General features: G+C 56.1%; 20 protein-coding genes and 1 tRNA gene. 8 read left to right on the top strand and 13 right to left on the bottom strand.

The genetic code is table 11. The annotated features are described in order from the left end of the window. The first annotated feature begins 38 nt into the window (after positions 1-38). On the top strand, positions 39-698 hold the full coding sequence (locus AD944_RS05120) for a 3'-5' exonuclease (protein WP_045541556.1): 660 nt from the start codon (positions 39-41) through the stop codon (positions 696-698). Between the two features lie 12 nt (positions 699-710). Then, entirely contained in the window at positions 711-1,358 is a 648-nt protein-coding gene (locus AD944_RS05115) for an SOS response-associated peptidase (protein ID WP_061474788.1), read from the top strand. Here AD944_RS05115 and AD944_RS05110 read toward each other — a convergent pair. Continuing rightward, positions 1,298-3,124 (bottom strand): replication initiation protein, encoded by a 1,827-nt coding sequence (locus AD944_RS05110; protein ID WP_045541553.1) that lies wholly within the window; start codon positions 3,122-3,124, stop codon positions 1,298-1,300. The genes AD944_RS05115 and AD944_RS05110 overlap by 61 nt on opposite strands. 23 nt (positions 3,125-3,147) lie before the next feature. Next, complete coding sequence (locus AD944_RS16290; RefSeq protein WP_201785442.1) at positions 3,148-3,723, bottom strand: helix-turn-helix domain-containing protein; 576 nt, start codon at positions 3,721-3,723, stop codon at positions 3,148-3,150. A gap of 158 nt (positions 3,724-3,881) precedes the next feature. Between AD944_RS16290 and AD944_RS05100 the strand changes: the two genes are divergently transcribed. After that, positions 3,882-4,250, top strand: a complete 369-nt coding sequence (locus tag AD944_RS05100; protein ID WP_045541552.1) for a MerR family transcriptional regulator — start codon at positions 3,882-3,884, stop codon at positions 4,248-4,250. Here the strand turns inward: AD944_RS05100 and AD944_RS05095 are convergent. Then, positions 4,228-5,337 carry a site-specific integrase gene (locus AD944_RS05095; protein WP_061474786.1) on the bottom strand — a complete coding sequence of 370 codons (1,110 nt, stop codon included), beginning with the start codon at positions 5,335-5,337 and terminating at the stop codon, positions 4,228-4,230. The genes AD944_RS05100 and AD944_RS05095 overlap by 23 nt on opposite strands. Positions 5,338-5,480: 143 nt before the next feature. Continuing rightward, positions 5,481-5,556, bottom strand: a tRNA-Glu gene (locus tag AD944_RS05090). A 235-nt stretch (positions 5,557-5,791) separates the two neighbouring features. On the opposite strand from AD944_RS05090, the gene AD944_RS05085 reads away from it, so the two are divergent. Both AD944_RS05085 and AD944_RS05080 read left to right on the top strand, forming a co-directional pair. Next, positions 5,792-8,131 (top strand): TonB-dependent receptor, encoded by a 2,340-nt coding sequence (locus AD944_RS05085; RefSeq protein ID WP_045541544.1) that lies wholly within the window; start codon positions 5,792-5,794, stop codon positions 8,129-8,131. 314 nt (positions 8,132-8,445) lie between these two features. Further along, positions 8,446-8,910 (top strand): helix-turn-helix domain-containing protein, encoded by a 465-nt coding sequence (locus AD944_RS05080; protein ID WP_231551684.1) that lies wholly within the window; start codon positions 8,446-8,448, stop codon positions 8,908-8,910. Positions 8,911-9,067: 157 nt separating this feature from the next. Here the strand turns inward: AD944_RS05080 and AD944_RS05075 are convergent, their stop codons facing one another. Further along, complete coding sequence (locus AD944_RS05075) at positions 9,068-11,344, bottom strand: TonB-dependent receptor (protein ID WP_082741151.1); 2,277 nt, start codon at positions 11,342-11,344, stop codon at positions 9,068-9,070. Between the two features lie 214 nt (positions 11,345-11,558). Here AD944_RS05075 and AD944_RS05070 point away from each other — a divergent pair, with 214 nt between their 5' ends. After that, positions 11,559-12,218 carry a YceI family protein gene (locus tag AD944_RS05070; protein WP_236709138.1) on the top strand — a complete coding sequence of 220 codons (660 nt, stop codon included), beginning with the start codon at positions 11,559-11,561 and terminating at the stop codon, positions 12,216-12,218. A gap of 21 nt (positions 12,219-12,239) precedes the next feature. On the opposite strand, the gene AD944_RS05065 is transcribed toward AD944_RS05070, so the two are convergent. Together AD944_RS05065 and alkB are read right to left on the bottom strand one after the other, a co-directional pair. After that, a complete protein-coding gene (locus AD944_RS05065) occupies positions 12,240-13,436 on the bottom strand; it encodes a serine hydrolase domain-containing protein (RefSeq protein ID WP_045541543.1) in 1,197 nt (398 codons plus the stop codon). Positions 13,437-13,520: 84 nt separating this feature from the next. Next, complete coding sequence (gene alkB, locus AD944_RS05060; protein ID WP_045541542.1) at positions 13,521-14,201, bottom strand: DNA oxidative demethylase AlkB; 681 nt, start codon at positions 14,199-14,201, stop codon at positions 13,521-13,523. Positions 14,202-14,369: 168 nt separating this feature from the next. On the opposite strand from alkB, the gene AD944_RS05055 reads away from it, so the two are divergent. Further along, positions 14,370-14,771 (top strand): hypothetical protein, encoded by a 402-nt coding sequence (locus AD944_RS05055; protein ID WP_052427087.1) that lies wholly within the window; start codon positions 14,370-14,372, stop codon positions 14,769-14,771. A gap of 315 nt (positions 14,772-15,086) precedes the next feature. On the opposite strand, the gene AD944_RS05050 is transcribed toward AD944_RS05055, so the two are convergent. The 5 genes from AD944_RS05050 to AD944_RS05030 all read right to left on the bottom strand — a co-directional run bounded on the left by AD944_RS05050 (position 15,087) and on the right by AD944_RS05030 (position 18,986). Continuing rightward, positions 15,087-16,577 carry a sodium:solute symporter family protein gene (locus tag AD944_RS05050; RefSeq protein WP_045541541.1) on the bottom strand — a complete coding sequence of 497 codons (1,491 nt, stop codon included), beginning with the start codon at positions 16,575-16,577 and terminating at the stop codon, positions 15,087-15,089. After that, positions 16,574-16,753, bottom strand: a complete 180-nt coding sequence (locus tag AD944_RS05045; protein ID WP_006559508.1) for a DUF3311 domain-containing protein — start codon at positions 16,751-16,753, stop codon at positions 16,574-16,576. Before AD944_RS05045 ends, AD944_RS05050 begins: the two co-directional genes overlap by 4 nt. A gap of 180 nt (positions 16,754-16,933) precedes the next feature. Further along, positions 16,934-17,401, bottom strand: a complete 468-nt coding sequence (locus AD944_RS05040) for a hypothetical protein (protein ID WP_035380187.1) — start codon at positions 17,399-17,401, stop codon at positions 16,934-16,936. Positions 17,402-17,469: 68 nt separating this feature from the next. After that, positions 17,470-18,648 (bottom strand): anhydro-N-acetylmuramic acid kinase, encoded by a 1,179-nt coding sequence (locus AD944_RS05035; protein ID WP_211263329.1) that lies wholly within the window; start codon positions 18,646-18,648, stop codon positions 17,470-17,472. Next, on the bottom strand, positions 18,645-18,986 hold the full coding sequence (locus AD944_RS05030; RefSeq protein WP_236709137.1) for a hypothetical protein: 342 nt from the start codon (positions 18,984-18,986) through the stop codon (positions 18,645-18,647). The genes AD944_RS05035 and AD944_RS05030 overlap by 4 nt, the downstream gene beginning before the upstream one ends. A 154-nt stretch (positions 18,987-19,140) precedes the next feature. Here AD944_RS05030 and AD944_RS05025 point away from each other — a divergent pair, with 154 nt between their 5' ends. Continuing rightward, positions 19,141-19,824 (top strand): DNA-3-methyladenine glycosylase I, encoded by a 684-nt coding sequence (locus tag AD944_RS05025; protein ID WP_306310201.1) that lies wholly within the window; start codon positions 19,141-19,143, stop codon positions 19,822-19,824. Between the two features lie 72 nt (positions 19,825-19,896). Here AD944_RS05025 and AD944_RS05020 read toward each other — a convergent pair. Continuing rightward, positions 19,897-20,282 (bottom strand): cupin domain-containing protein (locus AD944_RS05020; protein WP_061474782.1); only part of this gene is annotated, 386 nt, incomplete at its 5' end.

The following is a 20,282-nucleotide window of genomic DNA, read 5'->3' as shown; positions in this document are numbered from 1 at the left end:
AGAGGCGTTAATGCTCTGCATGTGTTTTTTGTTTGTCAGTGAAAGTTACGGGATTTCACGATTATTGGGGGATCAGAATTTTCCATCAGGTCGGCTGGCCCGGCGAGATCGCGGCTGTGCGGTACTGGTATGAACCGCATCTGGAGCGACTGCATGAGGACGCCTCCACCCGTCTGGCCGATCTGGTGCAGCTGGAGCAGATCGCCGGCGGTTATTCCTCACGAGAGAAGTTCCTGACCGAACTGACGCTGGACCCGCCGGATGCCACGTCCGATCAGGCCGGCGTGCCGTTGCTGGACGAGGATTATCTGATCCTCTCGACGATCCATTCCGCCAAGGGACAGGAATGGAAGAATGTCTTCGTGATGAATGCGGTGGATGGCTGCATTCCGTCTGATCTGGCGACAGGCGAGCAGGATGACATCGAGGCGGAACGCCGGCTGCTGTATGTCGCCATGACGCGGGCGAAGGACAGTCTCGATATCATGGCGCCGCAGCGTTTCTATGTGCATGGCCAGCACAGCCGGGGCGACCGGCATGTCTATGCCTCGCGGACGCGCTTCATCGACCGGGACATGCTGCCTTTGTTCGAAGCCGTGTCATGGCCCGTTGTGAAGCCGGAAGAGCAGGCCCGGCAGGAGGCGGTGCAGTCCGTGCGGATCGACATGGCTGTCCGCCTGCGCGGCATGTGGTCGTAAGGGAGCAGGCGGATGTGCAATCTCTATTCCATGCTGTCAGGTCCGCAGGCCATTCGTGAGATTGCGAAAGTCCTTGAGGATCGCACGGGTAATCTTCAGCCACAGCCTGAGATTTACCCGAACACGATGGCGCCGGTCGTGCGGAACGGAGACAACGGCCGTGAACTGGTCATGGCGCGCTGGGGCATGCCGACACCGCCCGGTTATCTCAGGGGACACAAGGTGGATCGCGGCGTCACCAACATCCGCAATCCGACCTCGACATGGTGGAAGCGATGGGAAGGCGTGGCGCATCGCTGTCTGGTGCCGCTGACCGCGTTCTCCGAACCGGAGCGTCTGCCTAATGGGAAATCGCGGCCGGTGTGGTTTGCACGGAATGATGGAGAGCCGCTCGCCTTCTTTGCCGGTATCTGGTGTCGATGGACCTCAGTGCGGAAACTGGCTGACGGGGAAACGACGGATGACCTGTTCGGGTTTCTGACCACCGAAGCCAATCAGGAAGTGGGCGCGATCCATCCGAAAGCCATGCCCGTCATTCTGACACAATCGAACGAACTGGATGTGTGGATGAACGCGCCGGCAGAGGAGGCGCTGCGGCTTCAGCGGCCTTTAGCGGGTGGGCTTCTGGTCCGTATGGAAGCGCTGAATTCGTCAACATGACAGTTGCTCTCGGATTTTTTATCTTGTCGATCAGAAAGGTGCCTTTCTGAAAACCTCAAGGATGTCCCTTCTTCATATGCCCGCTTTATGAATTTTCGGGATGAAATCCGACCGAAGAACAGCTTTTTCTTAATGTCGGGTTTCCACTTTTCTTTTTCAGCACGCAATATGAGCTCGTCAAACTGCTCTTCAATTCGGTCTGTTTCTTCCGAACGAACTGAGATCGCATTGTTTTTTCCAGCTTCTCTGAGTCTGTGTCGACGCTCGTATCGTTCTTTACTTTTTTGTCTTCTGTCCTGTCGACTGAATGCGTTTTCAGTAGCTTCCTCCGCGTGACGATATCCCCACGCCACTTCTGGATTCAGCCAGTCTTCAGGCGTTTCGGGCCAGCAAGGCTCCACACCGGGTCTGCGCTGTGCCGCGATATGATCCTCGTAATATGTGAGCCGCAGACAGTCCTTTTTATACGCATCTGCCAGATCGCCTAGCGTCCGCAACTGGCGAAGCGGATGCGCAGAATGAGCAAGGCTTCCCTCACTACCTGATATGATGACCGAAAGTCCGATTGGCCAGTCCACATGCCAGTACCGACCGACGGTCCGGACACTCAGGTCCGTCCGTAATGCGAGCGCAGCCTGAGTCAGCGCCATTCCCCTAGGCCAGGCTTTCAGCGCATTCTCAATTCGGTCGTAAGATTTCTGTTGTTTGATCGTTGATGTGCGGTGTGCTGCCTCGCGCCGCTTTTGTGTTGTATTCAGGTTCTCGGCACTGAACGACATGGAAAATCCCTTGATGCCGTAAGCAGGGCAGTGACGGGAGTTCATAAACTTGCAAATGCTGCGAACTGTTGCTTCGACTTCGCTGCCAGGCAAGGGCGCGGGAAATGTTCTGTTGATCTGATGCGCGTAAGCAGAAATTTCCCGCAGATCTTTTACAAGACCTGCGTAACACCACCATCTGACCTGATCGAACAGAGAACAGTTCCGGCCCAGTGACGACGGTTCCCGCTCGGCATATCGCAGCCAGATTTTAGCAGGTTTTTGTATTTTATCCTGCCAGACCGGCATGAGTAATGACACAACATCGCGCAGTTCACTGGGACCAGCCCCGGGCTCTGTTCTCCAGAGAAGTTTCAGGCATCCTCCAGGACTTGATGTGTCGGGAAAAGTAGCTCGATTATTTTGTGAAGGCTCTCTGGGCACGAGGTTTCCGATCAGGTTCTCGGCGACACCCCAGGGAGATTTTATGAGACTTTTGTATGGCAGTGGGGTGGCATCAAGCGCAGCAGCCATGAGTTGATGGGCAAGCCACAATAGTTTTTTGGGTTTTTGACGGGCTTCAGGCCCAAGATACACGGGACTGCGTAGCAACAAAAAAGCATGGGCACGTCCGGATACTGGATCTTCAACAAGTGTAGGACGAATATCTTCCGGAATATTCGCAAGATATTCACGAGCGCAGGTGTGATCTATGTCGAAAGCAAGAATATTTACAAAATCATTGGTGTTCAGACATACCCACGGCATCAGGATACCGTCCTGCAGGCGCATCTGCGAAGAAGATTTCTGCAGGACCGTGCTTCGGATCGTCTGTGATGCCAGAACATATCTTGGACACCGGCCCAGAATTTTTGAACTGAATGTTGCGAACTCAGGACAGAATGCCGAGGCGTGCAGATGCTCGCTGATGGCGCGTGCCGCCCAGAGATTCTCGGGGACGTTATCATGACATGCCAGCGTATCGGCGACGTTAGAATAATGATTCATAATGAATCATTATTCGCTTCAAATCAGCTTATGTCACCTTTTTTCTGCGTGGTCGGCGAATACGAAATCTCAGCGATCACGCCATAGTCCGGGTCCGCTCGGGACTGAACATCAAAAACTACTCCTTTATCTCCGTTTTTTGCATAGGAGGGAACATGTTGTCCGTGCCCGGGCTTGGCGGCCATTGCGATGATCACGCTGCGGGTCTGATTGACACATACAAGTGCGCTATCGGCGCCCTCCATCACGGATATTTCATCACCCGCCACGGTCTGATCTGCATTCTTCCCTAGTAAAACAAGCCACGATGCATTGTCGATCAAGCTGCGCCTGCCGTTTTTCGTCGTCTCGAAAATGATACCTGCTTCTTCGAACGCCTTGCGTAATTTGCGTAAAACCCGCTCGGTCGGTACGCCGGATTCTGACTCAAACCGCATGATCGTGGCGCGGCCAATTTGGGCTCGTTGCGCGAGGTCGTCCTGACTCCAGCCTCTGAGGCTCCGCGCTGCCCGGCAATCACGGCTGAATAGCGGAAGATCTGAAAATGACTGAGGTGATTTGCGCATAATGTCTCCAGGGGTCTTTTTATGTACCATCATAGCATATTTTCTTGATAGAAAGAAAAAACGATTCATAATTAATCAACATCAAGGGGCAGGCAGCATTATCTCAATCGGTTGATCTGCCGGTTAAACGTCGATGCAGGGGCTCATTCTTTCGGCCCCGCAGGCTAATGATAAAAGCAGGGGCAGGAACGATGGTGAGTGACCGGAAAGGATCACGTCTGACACTGGAAAGTCGCGGGTTGCTTCGCTACCCGGCCGCCGCGGAATATATTGGTCTTGCCGAGGGAACTCTCCGTAATCAGGTCGATAAGCTGGGGATACGCTCTGTCAAAATCGGTCGGGCCCGATGTTTTCGTATTGTGGACCTCGACGATTTTATCGAGCGGAAACTCTGCGAGACTGAACTGCAGCTTCAGAGAAGAAGGAGGCGCAGTCGGGGGGAGTACCTGCTGCCGGATCGCAGTCCGGATATCAGGCCCGTGATTACCGGCCTGATCGCTCTTTTCCGGCTCAGGCTCCCCCGGGCAGCGGGTTCCTTCATTTTTTACCCGGTCCGTTAATCGCCTCATAGGCCAGCGCCATGGCGGCGAGGTCTTCCGTGTGGGGCTGATAGTAACGATCAAGGGATCTGATATCCTTATGGCCCGTTACGCGGCGGAGTTCGAGCGGGTTCGTATAGATCCGTGCGAGACGGCTTGTTGCTTCGTGACGCAGATCATGAAACGTGAGGTCCCGAAGGCCAGCTTTCTTCGTCATCCGCCCGAACCGAACGGAGAAAGCATCTTTGCTACCAATATCAAAGACGAGATCTCCGGGTCGCGCCGATGTGCGTTGTGCCTGAAGGGTCCGAAGCAGGCGGGCGGCGCCGGGTGTCAGGGGGCGGATTTCCGGGCCGCGCTCGGCAGCGCGATGCATTGTTTTCGTCCTGGCAAAGGAGAGGGAGTGCCGGTCGAAATCGACGTCGCGCCAACGCAGCGTCAGGGCTTCTTCCCGTCGCGTTCCCTGTTCGATGGCGAAACGCACGAACGCGACATCATCGGGCCAGGGTGACTTAGCCATGACCTCCAGAAGACGTTCGTATTCGTCGCCAACGAGGCGGCGGTTGCGCTTTTTATCCGCGCCTGCCGGGCGTTTGACTGCCATGGCGGCGGCCGGGTTCTTCGCAAAAGGCACATCCCATTCCGCGATGGCGTGCTGACAGATCGCGGCGAGCAGGTTGAGGCGTTTGACGACTGTAGCGCCGCTGTATTTCTCGGCCTGCCGGTCCCGGAAGCCACGGACTGCCGTCGCGGTCAGATCGACCAGTGCCAGCTGTGCGATCTCGTCCTGAAGGATGGCCGGGATGTGACCCTTGCGGTCATTGTCCCGCGCCTGCATCTCCTCACGCACATAGCGGTCGACCAGTTCATGGACGGTCTGGCGTTCCAGCGGACGCGTATCCTGAAACTGGCCGAGTTCGAGTTTGGCAGATGTCGTGTCCAGCCACCGTCGGGCCAGTTTGGCTGACGAAAAGGTCTGATGGATTCTTTCGCCGCCTGCGATGCGCTTGCGGGCTCGATACTGGCCCTTGCCGCGATACTCCACGCCAGAGGGAAGAGCGCGACCTGTCGCGGGATCGATTTTGGCAGAAGTGATTCGGTCTTTCATGGTGAGCCTCGCCTGGGCCCAGCATAGCCTTTTCATGGGCCCATTGGGACCATGTGCTCATCGTCTTTTTTGGCAGTGGGCCCAAGGTGGGCCCAAAAACGGTCAATCGTTTCGCTCTATGACTGCTAAGTCACTGGAAAGATTGGCGTCCCGTACGGGATTCGAACCCGTGTTGCCGCCGTGAAAGGGCGGTGTCCTAGGCCTCTAGACGAACGGGACTGGAGGCGTGCGGACGATCTACGGGAATTTTGGAGTTTGCACAAGAGAGAAATTGTATTGTTTGAGCAGAATAGTCTCAGGCAGGGGCGGAAGGCTGTTAGAGCGCGAAAGTGCGGCAGAAAAGAAACACTTCCCGCTTAAGAGGCCAGTTTCCTCGAAATGATGTTGAAACGTTATATCATAACAAATATGAAGCGACGACTGTTTCGATTCTGGTGGTAAGGGTGTTCTTTTGATGCGCGTGTCTCGTTTCTCTTTTGTACTGGCGAGTTCAGCTTTATGTGCCACAACCGGATTTCTGGCTCCTGTGGAGCAGGCTCACGCCCAGACGGTCAAAACGGATCAGGCTGTGGTGCCGCAGCCAGCATCTTCCGTGGCGGTGTCTTCTGCTCACTCGTCAGCCAAACCTGTGGCACAGAGTCAGGTGGGCACATTGGCGAACGGCAGATCAACGGGGCGTGAAACGGTAAAGATCGAGCCAGGGCTTGCCAACCATCCGGAACGGGTAACGGTAACGGCTCATCTGGATCAGGCCCGTTCGGATTTGCAGCCTGACACAGGCGCGACTGTTTACAGATTCAGCCGTAAGACCATTGAAACCATTCCAGGGGGTGATAACGCTCCGCTGAATCAGGTGCTGTTGCAAGCGCCCGGTGTAGCTCAGGACAGTTATGGTCAGATCCATGTGCGTGGCGACCATAATGAGGTGCAGTTTCGTCTGGACGGCGTGCAGTTGCCCGAGGGCCTGAGCGTGTTCGGCCAAGCGCTTATGACACGCTTTGCCGACAGCATGTCTTTGACAACGGGGGCTCTGCCCAGTGAGTTTGGCTTCCTGCAGGCTGCTGTTGTAGATATTACCACCAAAAATGGCACAACCAATGCAGGCGGAAACGCCTCCATTTATGGTGGCGCGCGCGACTACTTTTTCCCCTCCCTGCAATATGGCGGTCACCATGGGAAATGGGACTATTTTGCCACGGCTGATTTTGTGCATGACCGTGTGGGGATTGAAAACACAACCGGATCATTCAACGCCCTGCATGATTTGACCAATCAGTACCATTTCCTTGGGCACTTACGTTACACGGCGGATGAGAACACCCGTATCAGCTTTATTGCAGGTGTCTCCAACGCGGAATATCAGTTGCCCAACAACCCGGGCCAGCAAACCCAGTTTTCTCAGCCGTCTTATAGCGGCAGTGATCTGGCGCAGCATCTGGATGGCAGCGTGGACAGCGCAAGCCTTGATGAACACCAAAAGCAGATTACGGATTTTGCAATTCTGGCTCTCCAGAAAGAAATTGGTAAATTCAGCCTGCAAAGTTCCGTGTTCTCTCGCTACAGCAGCCTGCGCTATTCGCCTGATCCGCTGGGGGATCTGGTGTATAATGGTATTGCGCAGCGGGCGGCGCGTTCTGTCTTTTCCATGGGCACGCAGCATGACGTGACATGGCGGGCAGCGCGTGACCATACCGTGCGCTTTGGGTTTCAGGTTTTTGTTGAACGCTCTGTTTCAAAAACGGACTCCCGCGTGTTTGCCCAGACGGGTGAGGATGAAGACGGAGAGGCTGTGTTCAATGATACGCCTGTTGCTGTGTATGATGGCAGCGGCAAGACGGGAACGGTTTACGGCCTGTATGCGCAGGACGAATGGAAACCGCTGAAAAACCTAACAATCAATTACGGCCTGCGGTTTGATGGTGTGAGCCAGTACACCAGCGAAAAACAGGTCAGTCCCCGTTTGAACATTGTATGGACACCATGGCACGGAGGTACCCTCCATGCAGGTTATTCACGTTATTTTACGCCACCGCCGTTTGAGGTGGTCAGCAGCACATCCCTGTACAAATTTGCCAATACCAGCGCTGCGGCGGCAAATTACCAGAACAGTACCGTCCGGGCTGAGCGCGACCATTATTTTGATGCCGGGTTCCAGCAACAGATCCTGCCGGGATGGCGCGTGTCCTTTGATGCCTATTACAAGCTGGCACATAACCTGATTGATGAAGGGCAGTTTGGAGCCCCCATTATCCTGAGCGGCTTTAACTATCGCCGAGGTCAGGTGAACGGGTATGAAGTCAGCACGTCGTATGACAAGGGGCCGCTTTCCGTTTACGGAAATTTCGGGTGGTCCCGTGCGATCGGCAAGGATATCACCAGCGCTCAGTTCAACTTTGAAAACGATGATCTCGCTTATATCAAGCACCGCTGGGTGCATCTGGACCATGATCAGCGCTGGACGGCGTCTGCTGGAGCGGCTTACACCTTCTTCCATCAGGGATGGCATCCGCTACGGGTGTCCGCCACCATGGTTTATGGCAGCGGTCTGCGGGCGGATGGGGATGTGCCCAATGGGGTCTCCTTGCCCCAGTATGCCACCTTCAACTTCTCCGCGGTGCAAAGCTTCAAGAATTTGTTCGGGCATTCGTTCCTGGGCAATACGCAGGTGCGGCTGGACGTTATGAACCTGTTTGATCGCACCTATATGCTGCGAGACGGGAGCGGAATTGGTGTGGGGGCACCTCAATATGGCCTGCGCAGGACTATTCTTACGGGTATTTCACAAAGCTTCTAAAACAAATGTGAAATAAAACCTTACAAATGGGAATGCGCATACACGATTTTTTGCGTGAATAGATAATTTTTATTTATCGTGAACCTCTTTTCATTTTGCCCCACACATATCATATGTGTGGGGCCGTTCGCATTTGGGGGAATGGTAAGGAAATATACGCCTTGCGAAGCAGAATTTACGCTCCCATGTGTGGGATTGGAAGGGAGTTTGCGTTTTCAGTTCTGTTCTTTCTTGTGGAAAGCGGACGCATGGCGGTAAAAGCCGCGGTTTGAGACGTGCGGTCTGTGTCCGATGTTTTCTTGTGGAGAAGCGGAATGGTGCAATCTAGACGGACTATCAAGGAGCAGACGCCTCTTCAACGTGCGGCGTCTCCTTCTGGAAAAGACGATCATGAGGTTGAAACGGAAAAAGAGGAAATGATTTCTCCCGGTTCAGATCTTGGGCAAAGAATGAAAATTCTGCGTAAGGCCTCTGGCATGACACAGCAACAAGTGGCGGATGCGCTTGGGGTGTCTCGTCCTGCAATTGCATTCTGGGAAACCGGGCGGGAAGGAAGTGCGCGCAAGCACATTCCCAATTTGGCACGCCTGTTTGGTGTGGACCCGGAAATTTTTCTGACAGGATATGTTCAGGCCGATATCGCCCTGACAGTCTCTCCTGATGAGCATGATATCATCAAGCTTTATCGTATGCTTGACCCTTCCCGTAAGGTCTCAGCCCAGAAGTGGATTGAGAGACAGGTCAGAATGCTGCAAAAAAGTGGTAACGGCGCAGATTAAGAAAAGGGGCTGGTCGGTTTCTGGTACCTAAGGCCAGCTCGTGTGACCTTGCGTCAAAGACCATGCTTTCGACTGCCCCAAGAGAGGCAGTCGGTATGGAGGCATCAGTCACTCAATTACAGATGAAATACTCTCTGCAATCCCGTGCGTTCAGGCGTTAGAAGTCGGCCTCAATGGTGAAATGGAAGGTGCGGGGGAGGCCAGCATAGGCGCTATTGTTGGCGTTCGCGTTCGCACCGTTTAGAGATGTGGGGTAAACAGACGCCCAGTAGCGTTCATTGGTGGCGTTTGAAACGCCAAAACGGGCCATCCATGGGTGATGGGCCGCCCGAAAAGCAAAGCGGGTGCCCAGATCGAGCGTTACGTAAGATGCGGCAAAGGTTGTATTCTGCACATTGGCGGCGCGGCGGCCCGTGTAATGCACGTTGGCGTTGAATGCCAGACGGGAGGCAAAATCTCCCAACGTACGGGGCAGGCGATAATCCAGCAGCAGGTTGGCTTGCACGGGGGGAGCCCCTACAACTTCCTTATGGCTAGTGGAAGTAACGCCTGTATCGCCCATCTGGGCGTCCAGCCATGTCATGCCCGCCAATACGGAAAGGTTGGGCAGAATGTAGCCCGCCACCTGAGCTTCAACCCCATAGTTTCGCTGGGTGCCAAAATTGCCATAGATGCGGGTGGTTGGGTCGAGAAAAGAGTAAGGGCGTGTCATACGGAAGCCCGCAATATTGATCTGGAGTTTGCGGATCATGACTTTGTAGCCCACCTCGTATTCCTCACTCCGCAGAGGGGCTGTGATCTCGTTTTCGTTGGCGGAGCCTGCGGGCGCAATTCCTCCGGCCTGAAAGGCGCGGCCATAGGTAAAATACGCCGTTTGATTTTCAGTGGGTTTGTAGATCAGGCTGGTCATGGGGCTGAAGGCCGCACTCTTATTGTAAGACGTGTGGGTGCGGGTGGCTGCCGTGGGGTTGCTCCAGCTTTCCGAGCGCAGCCAACTCCAGGACAGGGTGCCCATAATGGACCAGTGTTTGTTGAACTGAAGCGTATCTCCCACAATGAAGGTCTGGTTGTTGATGTAAGCAGATCTGTAACGCCCATGGTAATAAGGCTGGGAGCCGGAAAGTTGGCGCGGATTATACATGTTGGATGTACCCAGCCGGAAGCTTTCTCCTCTGGTGGGATTGTAATTGCCCATCATGTAGCCATTGGTGCCGATCACCAGATCATGGGTGATGAAGCCAGTCCGTACTCGGCCATTGATATAGGCCAGATTGCTGCCCACACGGAAATCATTGGCGGTTGTTGCTGCGGCAATGGTCTGTGAATAATCGCCCGCATTGTTCAGGATGGTGTTGGTTGTGCCAAAAGCCTGACGGATGGCATCCTGATACAAACCACCTAGTGTAACGCTCCAGTTTTCATTGAAACTATGTTTGACCTTGGCCAGAAATGTATTGGTTTCCATGTTGTAGCCGGAATATTTCTCGCCAAGGCCAGGATTGCTCAGGTCTGGGGCTTTGGGCAGATCAATGGTGCCAGAATAGGCAAAACCTGAAGCCTGACCTCGTTGTGCGTAGGTATAGTGGCTGGCATCCACCTCAATGGTGGTTTTGTCATCAATCCGGAAGTCAAAATCAGCGCTGACCAGATTGCGGCGCATCCAGCTATCCTGCACGTAGGTCGTGCCATCACCATGCAGCAGGTTCAAACGGTAGCCAAACCATTTGTTACGGCCTAACCGGCCGGAAAGATCGGCGTTTTCCATCAAGGACCCAATGGAGTCCACCCCGACAACCAGGCGGTTCAGGCGGTCTTCGGTCGGGCGTTTGAGGTTGTAGGCAAAAGTGCCAGCCGGGTTCTGGGCTCCATAGAGCGCACCGGCCAGACCATTGAGCACCTGAAGGTTGTCAAACTGCTCTGCGGCGTAGGGGGTGGTGGAAACGGCGTTCAGCCCGTCAATCCGGGTGTTGGCTACAACATCGGCCTCAAACCCGCGAGACTGGGGGCGGCTTGTGTTGGGATCTCCGCGGATTTCCAACTGGACGGAGGGCATGTAGGCCATCAGATCATTGATGTTGCGAGACTGCTGATTGACAATCACATCATGCGGCACGGTCATGATGGAGAACGGAGTGTTCAGCGTTTTGCGTGTGCCTAACGGCCCCAGCGTGGCGGTGGTTTTGTTGTAATCCGCCAGCGCGCCAGAGGCCGTATGGCCGGTAACAACCGTATCTTCCTGCTTCCCTTTGACAGGAGTGGCCAGCAGGCTTTTGTGTGCCTGACTATTCCGTTTTTCCTGTGCTACACTTCCGGTTTCGGTTTTTGGAGCAGTGTGGGTATCGGTCGTGGAACCGGAAGCTGCCAGTGCGAGAGGAGTGTAACTGGTTGTGCCAAGGGTACTTAATGCAAGCAGGACGGAAAGGCGATATTTCATCTGACAATGGCAGCCTTGTGCGGATGGAGGCAGGAGAGTGAGCATTTTCTGCCGCGATGGGCAGAGTTTGTCTATATTCATCCGTATATAAATATGAGGGCCGTATGGGAAGAGAAATCTCACGGGCCCGACAAGAGAGCGAAAGTCTCCGGATGGTCAAAAAAAGGGGCATGTGGAACCTCCCGCGCTCTGAACTGTCATATCCCTACGGAGAATGAGTGTGGAGAAAGCAGGGATCGCAATGTGGAAGGGCCATTACGCTCTATTGGTTGTGGCAAGCATGTGTGCGGGCGGGCTGGAAACCCAACCGGCCTATGCAGCAGGGTTCCAGCCTGTGGTGATTCGGTCCCAACAGGTGGAGGAAGGGCCGTATCACGTTGATGGGCTGCGCACCCAGATTGTCTTTTCTGTCTCCTGTCTGGGCATGAGCTGGTACCGGGGTTTTTTGTCCGGGGTATCTGGCCAGTTGTGGCTGGACCCGCAGCATCCTGAAAAATCTCATGTAAGCCTGAAGGCGCCTGTGTCTTCCATTACCACCACCACCGGCGATGTCTCCCGCATGTTGATGGAAAAAGACTGGTTTGAAGCGCGGACGTACCCGGTTGCGGAATTTATCTCTACGGAGGTGACATCAAACGGACCATCCGTTGCGACCATCTCCGGCAAACTGACCCTGCATGGGGTGACGCATCCGGTCACTCTGCGGGCGCATTTTGTGGGGGCGGGAGAGAACCCGATCAATCATTTTTATGATGTCGGGTTTGAAGCGCAGGGCATTATTCAGCGGAGCGCGTTTGGCCTGACGAATGCACTCCCTGCCGTGGGGGATGATGTCACCCTTACCGTCAGTGGGGTGTTTGAAAAGGAACACTGACGGCACGGTTGGCAGGCCGTTTTATCCGGCTGGTGGCTGATCAGAAACATGTTGCAGGGCGAGCGCCGCAGCGGTTGCAACATCGCGCCGTAAGGCGATGACGTTGCCTTTGCCATCCGGATGCACCCTGTTGGTCAGGATCAGCACAAAGCTTTCCGTTTCCGGAACCAGCCACAACGAGGTTCCGGTAAAACCTGTATGGCCAAAGGATGTTGCGGGAAAAACCGTGCCTCGTGGTGTGGAATAGTGGGTGGCAATATCCCACCCAAGCCCGCGCAGATCCTGCTTGCCCTTGGGTTGCTGCGGGGTGGACATCAGAACCAGTGTTTCCTGTTTCAACGGAAAGGGAGAGGGCTTTCCTGCCCGTTTGGCCAGCAGTGCCTGCGTGTAGGTTATCATGTCATCCGCACAGGAGAACAGCCCGGCATGGCCCGCCACGCCTCCCATGCGGCGGGTGGTAGGATCATGCACTACGCCGCGTAACATGGTGTGTGTGTCATCAAACTGGGTGGGGGCAATGGCGCTGCCCAGAACGGGATCAGGCCGAAAGAAAGTCCGTTTCAGCCCTAGGGGAGAGAGGATGGCACGCGCGGCATACTCATCCAGCGGCAGGCCGGAGAGCTTTTCCACAATCAGCCCCAATGTGATGAAATTGATATCGCTATAAACAAACTGCTCGCCGGGGGGATGCTGCAAGGGTGCATTCAGCGCCAGAGACACCGCAGTTTCTTTTCCGCTCCAGGGGGCGGAAAGATCCACGTCTGGCGGCAGGCCGGAATAATGGGTCAGTAACTGGCGGATGGTAACAGCCTGTTTTCCGTTGGCGGCAAACGCGGGCAGATAGCGGCAGACGGGGTCATCCAGTTTCAGCTGCCCCTGTTCATAAAGCTGCATAATGGCAGGGGCGGTAATCAGCACTTTAGTCAGGGAGGCCATGTCAAACAGGGTCTGCCATGTCATGGGCTCAGGGTGGGGGACCAGAGCCCGGTTGCCAAACACGCCTTTCCATACGGTTTGCCCTTCGGTACCTACGGCCGCTACTGCGCCGGGTGTCTGGCCTTTGGCAATGGCGGCGCGGAACAGATTTTCCACCGGCAGGAAGCGTGAGGGCGTCGTCTCTGCCCGTGCAGAGGGAAGATGCCGCAACATCATGCTGCCCGTGGCAAGAGCAGCGGTTTTAAGGGCCTTGCGGCGGGAACAGGCGGAGGAGAAAGGCATGGGCGCATATCCTGCTACAGGCCGTGCCAAGGCGGCACGAAAGAGAGGACTGTAAGCGGTTTTTATCCGTGCGTGGAGAGGCTATCAGTCCGTTGGTGCAACAAACCGGAAGGTCAGGTTGAACCGCACCCGTCCTGTTACGGGGTGGAGACCATCGGCCAGTGGTTTCACGCCATGGTAATGCAGGCGCGCTTTACCGCCCCATACCAGAACATCACCATGTTCAAGCAGGATGGCATGCGGCGCTGTGGACCGTTTCAGGCCACCCCATAGAAAGGAAATGGGTAGACCAAGCGAGATAGAGACAATAGGCTGACTGAAATCTCTTTCATCCTTGTCCTGATGCAGCGCCATGCGGGTGCCGGGTTCGTAACGGTTGATCAGGCAGGCATTGGGGTGAAAGCCCTTAAAGCCTGCTGCCTCTGCACTGCGGGTCGCCAGTTTCTGCCATGCCGGAGGGAGCGGGGGCCAGACCTGATTGTTCAGAGGGTCCGTGGAGGTGTAACGGTAACCGCTACGGTCTGTGACCCATCCCAGCGCGCCGCAATTGGTCATGCCAACAGACATTTTACCGCCGCCCGGCGTCATCATGGTGCGGAAAGGCGCGTTTTTGGCGATGTCGTGAAGTGTGCTGATCAGTTCTGAAGCCTCAGGCAGGGCAAAGCCGCGCAAGAGCATCGCGCCCGGACTGAGGGTGACCCGCTTGGGCCGTGTGTCCACCAGCGCAAGATCCATTTGTGCAAGAGGCAACGGTGAATGGGGCATGGGCACCTTCCTGACGCATCATTCTGTTAAGAGGTGTGCCTGTGTGACAGGAGGCACAACGGTCCTGCGAAAAATATTTACGTCTTCCTGCGTGTCTGGCAGAGAAATTGTGACGTTGGCAGAGGGAGAATCCCTGCGTGTTTCCTTATGTGATTGGGGTGGAAAACCATGCGTGACATTCTGATCGTTGGCGGTTTACCCGCTGTTGTGACCCTTGATCCTGCAACATTTGTCTTCCGGGGCGTGTTTGTGGGGCTGGATGGAGAAGTGGATTTTTACGCCACCCGCGCATCAGAACTGCCGGAGAAAGGGACCGAGGCGCTCAAGCTGTTTCTTGCCGCCTGCCAGGCCCGTAACCGGCACCCGTTGCAGCGCCGCAAGGGGCTGCCGCCCGGCTATGTGCTTGAAGACATCTATGCCGAATTTAAAGCCATAGCGGCACAGCGAGGGCAGTCTCTGGAAAGTTTTGTGGAGGAGCAGCGCCAGCCGTTTATCCCGAAACGGGAGCCCTCCGAGTTTGAAAAACTGATAGCCCATCAGGAAGAAATGGACCGCCATTACTTCTGCTAACAAGAAGCATAGCAGTCGCATGGAGGGCTCTGAAAACCCCCGTTTCGCGGTTACATGAGAATTATAGTCCCTTGATAGGGTTACCGGCAGAAAAGCCCGGAGAGAGGGGCTTAGAGCTCTCCACATCCATGCTTGAAAAGGAGCCGCCAGTTTACCAGACGGGATGCAAAGGCCTGCTACGGGCTCCGGTGTGGTATTGGGTGGTTATGTCTCAGGCCGTGTGAGTCGTGCCGCTGCGGACTATCCAACGGCCTGCATGAACGGATAAAGGCGGCTTGCGCCGCCTTTAATTCTCTTAGTCTTGGGCCGTCCGTATCAATGCAGTGTGGGGCGATTACCCGCCGCATAGGGTCTATCTTCCGGCTTGGCGTAATCAGCAGACGCCGCCGGTTTGACCAACGTGATCAGCCCAACCACCACAATATTGACCACCAGAGACATCAGGCCGGTTGAAACATTGCCGGAGAACGGGCCCATATACAGGAAGTGGATGGGTTTCAGGCTGTCCATCAAGCACAGGCCCACCCCGAATACCGTGCCCACAACCCAGCCCGCCAGCATGGCGGCGGCAGAGAAGCGGATGCGCATCAATCCCAGAATAAGGGCCGGGAAGGTCTGTAGAATGATCACCCCGCCCAGAAGCTGGAAATCAATGGCGAACTGAGCGTTCAGGAACATGACGCACAGCAGCGCCCCAACCTTGACGGCAAAGGCGGTCAGCCGACTGTTGCGCACACTTTTATGCCGGGCTGGCAGCAGGTTGTGCGTGACTAGATTGGCAGCCCCAATGGCCATGACGGCGGCTGGCACAAGGGCACCCACGGCAATGGCGGCAAAACAGAAACCACTGAACCAGGCGGGAAAGATGGTCTGGAACAGCAGGGGTACCACCAGCGAGTTGTTGGTGGTGGTCACGCCCGCCACATGCGCCATCAGCCCCAGCATGGCGATAAGCCCCAGCACAATGGTGTAGATGGGCAGGAACACCGCATTCTGCCGGATGGTGTCAGCAGACCGTGCGGCCAGAATGCCGGTGAGCGTATGCGGATACAGGAAGGCGGCCAAGGCGGAGGAAAGTGCTAGCGTGGCATAGGGCATGCCCATGCCAGCTTTGAGGATCGGCTGGCTGTGATCTGCTGCCGTGAACAGTGCAGCATAGCCACCCATATGCAGGGGGATGACCGTAACCGCCACCAGCACCGCAATATAGATCATGATGTCTTTGATGAAGGCCGTCAGCGCAGGTGCATGCAGGCCGCCAAGCCACGTGTATGCAGCCAGCGAGAGAAAGGCGATCACCAAGGGAATATCACCCGGCAGACCCAGCGCCTGCACAACCGTGCGGATGCCGATCAACTGCAGGGCAATGTAAGGCATAACCGCCACAAGCCCGGTGAGTGCGACCACAATTTCAAGAGCACGGCTGTTGAAGCGGGCACGCACAATATCGGCTGCCGTGGCATAGCCCCCTTCCTGCGCGATTTTCCACAACCGTGGCATCACCAGAAAAATGAACGGATACACAATAATGGTGTAGGGCAGGGCGAAGAACCCATAGCCCCCGGCCGCGTAAACAAGGGCAGGCACGGCAATGACGGTATAGGCCGTATAGAAATCGCCCCCCACCAGAAACCATGTAACCCATGGCCCGAACTGCCGCCCACCCAGGGACCAGTCTTCACTGGAATGCGCGCTTTTGCCGCGGCTGAGCGTTTTGCGGATCCACTGGATGGAGCTGCCGATCACAATGGTGGCGGCAAAAAAGAAAACAAAGACGCCCAGCGCCCATGGGTTCACGCCGTTCATGCGTCATGCCCCTTTTTCCAGACAATCCAGATGATAACGGACGTTACCGGCACCCAGGCGAACTGGTACCAGTAGAAGAACGGAAACCCGAGCAGAACCGGATCATACCGGTCATAGAGCGGTGTCCACAGCAGCCCCAGAAAGGGCAGTAGGAGCAGCAGATTCAGTTTTTTCATGATAAGCGGCGGCCAGATGTTATTGTTTTTTGTTGGACCACTTTAGTCATGCAGAGCGGGTGTGATGGTGTCAATCACCATTTGTCCAACCGCTCCGTGCATGACCCGGTTGTGTTGTTTTGAACGCAGCCGTTACAACACGATTGGCAGGATAAGGGGGCTTTTCCTGCCTGTGCGGCCTCAGGAAGACGTCTTGCGGTTTTGCAGCACGGCGTTCAGGCGATCGCTGTATTTGCGGTAACTGCCTTCGGGCACGCACCCCATTTCTTCCAGATCTTCCAGATCCGCCCCATGGTTGATCCAGCTATTGACCTCTCTGAAATCCAGCGCGGCGGGAATGGCGTGGGGTTCAAAAACAACCGCGCGGTCTTCTCCCTCTGTTGCGCCAAATGGCATGAAGGACTCTGCGGCAGGGGTTTTGGTGTCCTGAAGACTGACTTCCCCGCAGACAATCTGCTTTTCGCCCGTTTTGTGGGTTGCCAGGTTGCGAAAGTGTGGGTGGGCATCCGGAAACTGGGTGGCAACGCTTTTGAGCGTGTTTTTGACAAACGGGCTTGCCGCTTTGTCACTGCCGTCAATGACCGTTTGTGCACAGGCCGGGACGGCAGGCGCCAGCAGGCTGAGGCAGAGCAGTAAAGCGTGCTTCATGGTGGGGTCCTTCTCACTTGTAAGGGGTATGGTGGGGTCTGGGGCGGTAGAGATCAACCACCCACCCCTCAGGTTCTGTGTGCCATCAGTCTGGCACAGGCTTCAAAACGGGACGGGGCAAGGCCGCCACAGGTGAGCCGTCCGCCCGTCAGGGGGCGCGGCACGCCCGTGGTGGTGGGTAGAGAGAGGGGAAGCCCCAACAGGCTACGCGCGGCCAGAAAGCCAAAACATTCGGCTTCCAGTGCATCTCCATCCCACCCCAACGTTTCAACCGGCTGTACGGTGCCCGCCAGCCTTTGGCGCAAGGCGGCCATCAGTGCCGGGTTGTGCCGCCCTCCGCCACAGACAAACCACGCTTGGGGGGCTGCGGGTAACGGCGTGCGGGCCACAGTCTCGGCGGTGAATGCCACTAATGTTGCGGCACCATCCTCAGGGCTGAGGCCCGCCAGATAGTCCAGCCCTTTATGGAAGGAGAGTCTGTCCAGAGATTTGGGTGCAGGACGGCTGAAAAATGGATGGTCCAGTAACCGTTCCAGTACGGCGGGATTGACCGTGCCACGCAGCGAGAGGGTGCCATCTTGATCGTATCGCTGGCCCGTGTGTTGGAAGGTCCAGTCATCCAGCAGGGCGTTGCCGGGGCCTGTATCACAGGCCAGCACGTCTCTGCTTTGGGTCAGGAGTGTCATGTTGGCGACGCCGCCAATATTCAGCACAGCTACGGGCGCGGGCTGCCCGTGTAGCAGGGCGGCGTGATAGAGGGGGGCGAGAGGTGCGCCTTCTCCACCCGCCTGCACGTCCGCGCTGCGGAAATCATGAATGACAGGCGTGTTTGTGGCGGTGGAAAGCCGGGTGGCATCCCCAATCTGCCATGTGCGGCCCGGCTCATGCAGAATGGTCTGTCCGTGGAAGCCGATCAGGTCAGGCGTTATGCCGCCAGCCTTGTCACACAGGGTAAGAACAGCCTGAACATGCACGTCTGTCAAAGCCTGTTCGGCAGCCAGCACCTGCGCATCCTGCGCGTTGCAATGCGTCGCCTCATCCAGCAGAGCCCGCAACCGGGTGCGGAGGGCGGGCGAATAAGGGAGAGTGAGGGCTGGACCGTGGCTGAAAATCTGCGTGCCGTCTGTGGTCAGTATGGCGGCATCCACACCATCCAGGGATGTTCCGCTCATCAGCCCCACGGTTATCAGCCGGGGAACTGACGCGCCTGGCGTGGTGGGGGTGGCCGGAGCGCTGGCGTCTGTCATGGGGCGGAGGGAGTGGGGAGGATCAGGCCGGACCGCAGGCGGTGCGTGCTTACCTGCCACAGCAACACCTTATCCTGTCCGTTTTCCGACACATGCAGGGCCAGAAGATCATCCTGCACACGGGCCATGCTCAACAGCCGTGTGTCGGGCGGCAGCGTGACTGGCCCTTGCGCGTCCTCCTGCAAGGGAACGCTGGCAGGCAGGGAAGGATGCGTGGGGCCGGCATTCATACGGTGGAGAATGACCCATACAAGAGTAATGGTACCAGCAATAATCAGAATACCCATGCCGATAACTGCAGCCAGCAGAGCCTTGGGGGTGCCCGGTGTTTCTTCCACAATCTCTCCTGTCTTTTCTCTTTTCTGCCGCCCCGTCATGCCAGAATCAGGGTGTGGCAGGGGATTATGAGTGCCTTTTCCGTAATCCGGGTGCAAGGGGGAGGCGGGACTTGCATGCCTTTTCCGCAGCCTCCAGCTTGGGGGCAGATGTCAGGTGTGCTGGAAGCGGCTCCTGCCGCTGATTATGGTGGGGCAGGCAGAATGGTTTGGCGGGGGCGTAATGTCTGATCTGATGGCGGACAAAATGAGATGTGATGACGGCTATACCCGGTGCCTGTGGGCGTGTTCAGATCCGCTATTGCAACAGTATCATGATACGGAATGGGGCGTGCCAGAACGTAATAGCCGCGCTTTGTGGGAAAAACTGATGCTGGACGGGTTTCAGGCTGGTCTGTCATGGCGGCTTATTCTTGCCCGGCGGGATGCATTTCGGGCCGCTTTTTCCGGCTTTGTACCGGAACGTGTGGCTGCCTATACGCAGCAGGATGTGGAACGGCTGGTAACAGATGCGCGGATTATCCGCTCCCGCGCCAAGATTGAAGCCGTGATAGGGAATGCCCGCGCCTATCTGGCCATGCAGGATAAAGGGGAAGAGTTTTCAGATTTTGTCTGGGGTCTGGCGGGAGGGCGGAGCGTAGCCGGGGATGGCAGTGGCACGTCCACACGGTCCACATTGGGAGATACGCTTTCCGCCGCCTTGAAAGAAAGAGGCTTTCGTTTTGTTGGGCCGGTTATTGTGCATGCGTGGGCGCAGGCGACAGGATTGATCAATGATCATCACGCATCTTGTTTCTGTCGGCCAGTTTGCGAGAAACAGGCGGCACTCCTCAACGTCTAGAGGGAGGCTGCACAGGATATCCCCTCTTTCTCCCGCTTTCGGTATGTGAAAAATACTGTCTGGGTCGGGTGTTTACTGAAAGCGGCAGGGCTGGCCCGCAGTGGGGGCTTCATTTTCAAGCTGCACGACCAGCAACGTCACAGGGCCATCTCCTACATTTCCGGCCAGATGCCCTTTATGGCCTGCACCGTCCGGGCGGGAGAGTTGGTCTTCGCCCAGAGAAATGTCTCCCGGCCCCATTTCTACACGTGTGCCGTCCATAGCCTGCACAAACCATGTGCCCTTGAGCGGGATGATCCACTGCACTTTGGGGTCCGGGTGCCATGCTCCATTCCAGTGAGCAGGCTGAATGGTTGAAATGATCTTGGCTTTGCCGCTGGAAAGCAGATCCTGCCATTGCGGTCCAGCCGGGGGAGACATGATCTTGTACCGGGAGCGCAAGCAATTTTTCCGGTTTC

This window comes from Acetobacter tropicalis (assembly GCF_001580915.1).
Taxonomy (GTDB): domain Bacteria; phylum Pseudomonadota; class Alphaproteobacteria; order Acetobacterales; family Acetobacteraceae; genus Acetobacter; species Acetobacter tropicalis.
Note: the sequence above shows the minus strand (reverse complement) of the source record. Positions and strands in the feature narration are given on the sequence as shown.

Excerpts from the sequence above, each read along its gene's own strand:
- AD944_RS16290 (WP_201785442.1), bottom strand. The coding sequence starts at position 3,723 with ATGATGGTACATAAAAAGACCCCTGGAGACATTATGCGCAAATCACCT.
- AD944_RS05045 (WP_006559508.1), bottom strand. The coding sequence starts at position 16,753 with ATGAAAAAACTGAATCTGCTGCTCCTACTGCCCTTTCTGGGGCTGCTG.
- AD944_RS05110 (WP_045541553.1), bottom strand. The coding sequence starts at position 3,124 with ATGAATCATTATTCTAACGTCGCCGATACGCTGGCATGTCATGATAAC.
- AD944_RS05040 (WP_035380187.1), bottom strand. The coding sequence starts at position 17,401 with ATGAAGCACGCTTTACTGCTCTGCCTCAGCCTGCTGGCGCCTGCCGTC.
- AD944_RS05070 (WP_236709138.1), top strand. The coding sequence starts at position 11,559 with ATGAGTGTGGAGAAAGCAGGGATCGCAATGTGGAAGGGCCATTACGCT.
- AD944_RS05035 (WP_211263329.1), bottom strand. The coding sequence starts at position 18,648 with ATGACAGACGCCAGCGCTCCGGCCACCCCCACCACGCCAGGCGCGTCA.
- AD944_RS05075 (WP_082741151.1), bottom strand. The coding sequence starts at position 11,344 with ATGAAATATCGCCTTTCCGTCCTGCTTGCATTAAGTACCCTTGGCACA.
- AD944_RS05055 (WP_052427087.1), top strand. The coding sequence starts at position 14,370 with ATGCGTGACATTCTGATCGTTGGCGGTTTACCCGCTGTTGTGACCCTT.
- AD944_RS05050 (WP_045541541.1), bottom strand. The coding sequence starts at position 16,577 with ATGAACGGCGTGAACCCATGGGCGCTGGGCGTCTTTGTTTTCTTTTTT.
- AD944_RS05100 (WP_045541552.1), top strand. The coding sequence starts at position 3,882 with ATGGTGAGTGACCGGAAAGGATCACGTCTGACACTGGAAAGTCGCGGG.
- AD944_RS05085 (WP_045541544.1), top strand. The coding sequence starts at position 5,792 with ATGCGCGTGTCTCGTTTCTCTTTTGTACTGGCGAGTTCAGCTTTATGT.
- AD944_RS05065 (WP_045541543.1), bottom strand. The coding sequence starts at position 13,436 with ATGCCTTTCTCCTCCGCCTGTTCCCGCCGCAAGGCCCTTAAAACCGCT.
- AD944_RS05080 (WP_231551684.1), top strand. The coding sequence starts at position 8,446 with ATGGTGCAATCTAGACGGACTATCAAGGAGCAGACGCCTCTTCAACGT.
- alkB (WP_045541542.1), bottom strand. The coding sequence starts at position 14,201 with ATGCCCCATTCACCGTTGCCTCTTGCACAAATGGATCTTGCGCTGGTG.
- AD944_RS05095 (WP_061474786.1), bottom strand. The coding sequence starts at position 5,337 with ATGAAAGACCGAATCACTTCTGCCAAAATCGATCCCGCGACAGGTCGC.
- AD944_RS05115 (WP_061474788.1), top strand. The coding sequence starts at position 711 with ATGTGCAATCTCTATTCCATGCTGTCAGGTCCGCAGGCCATTCGTGAG.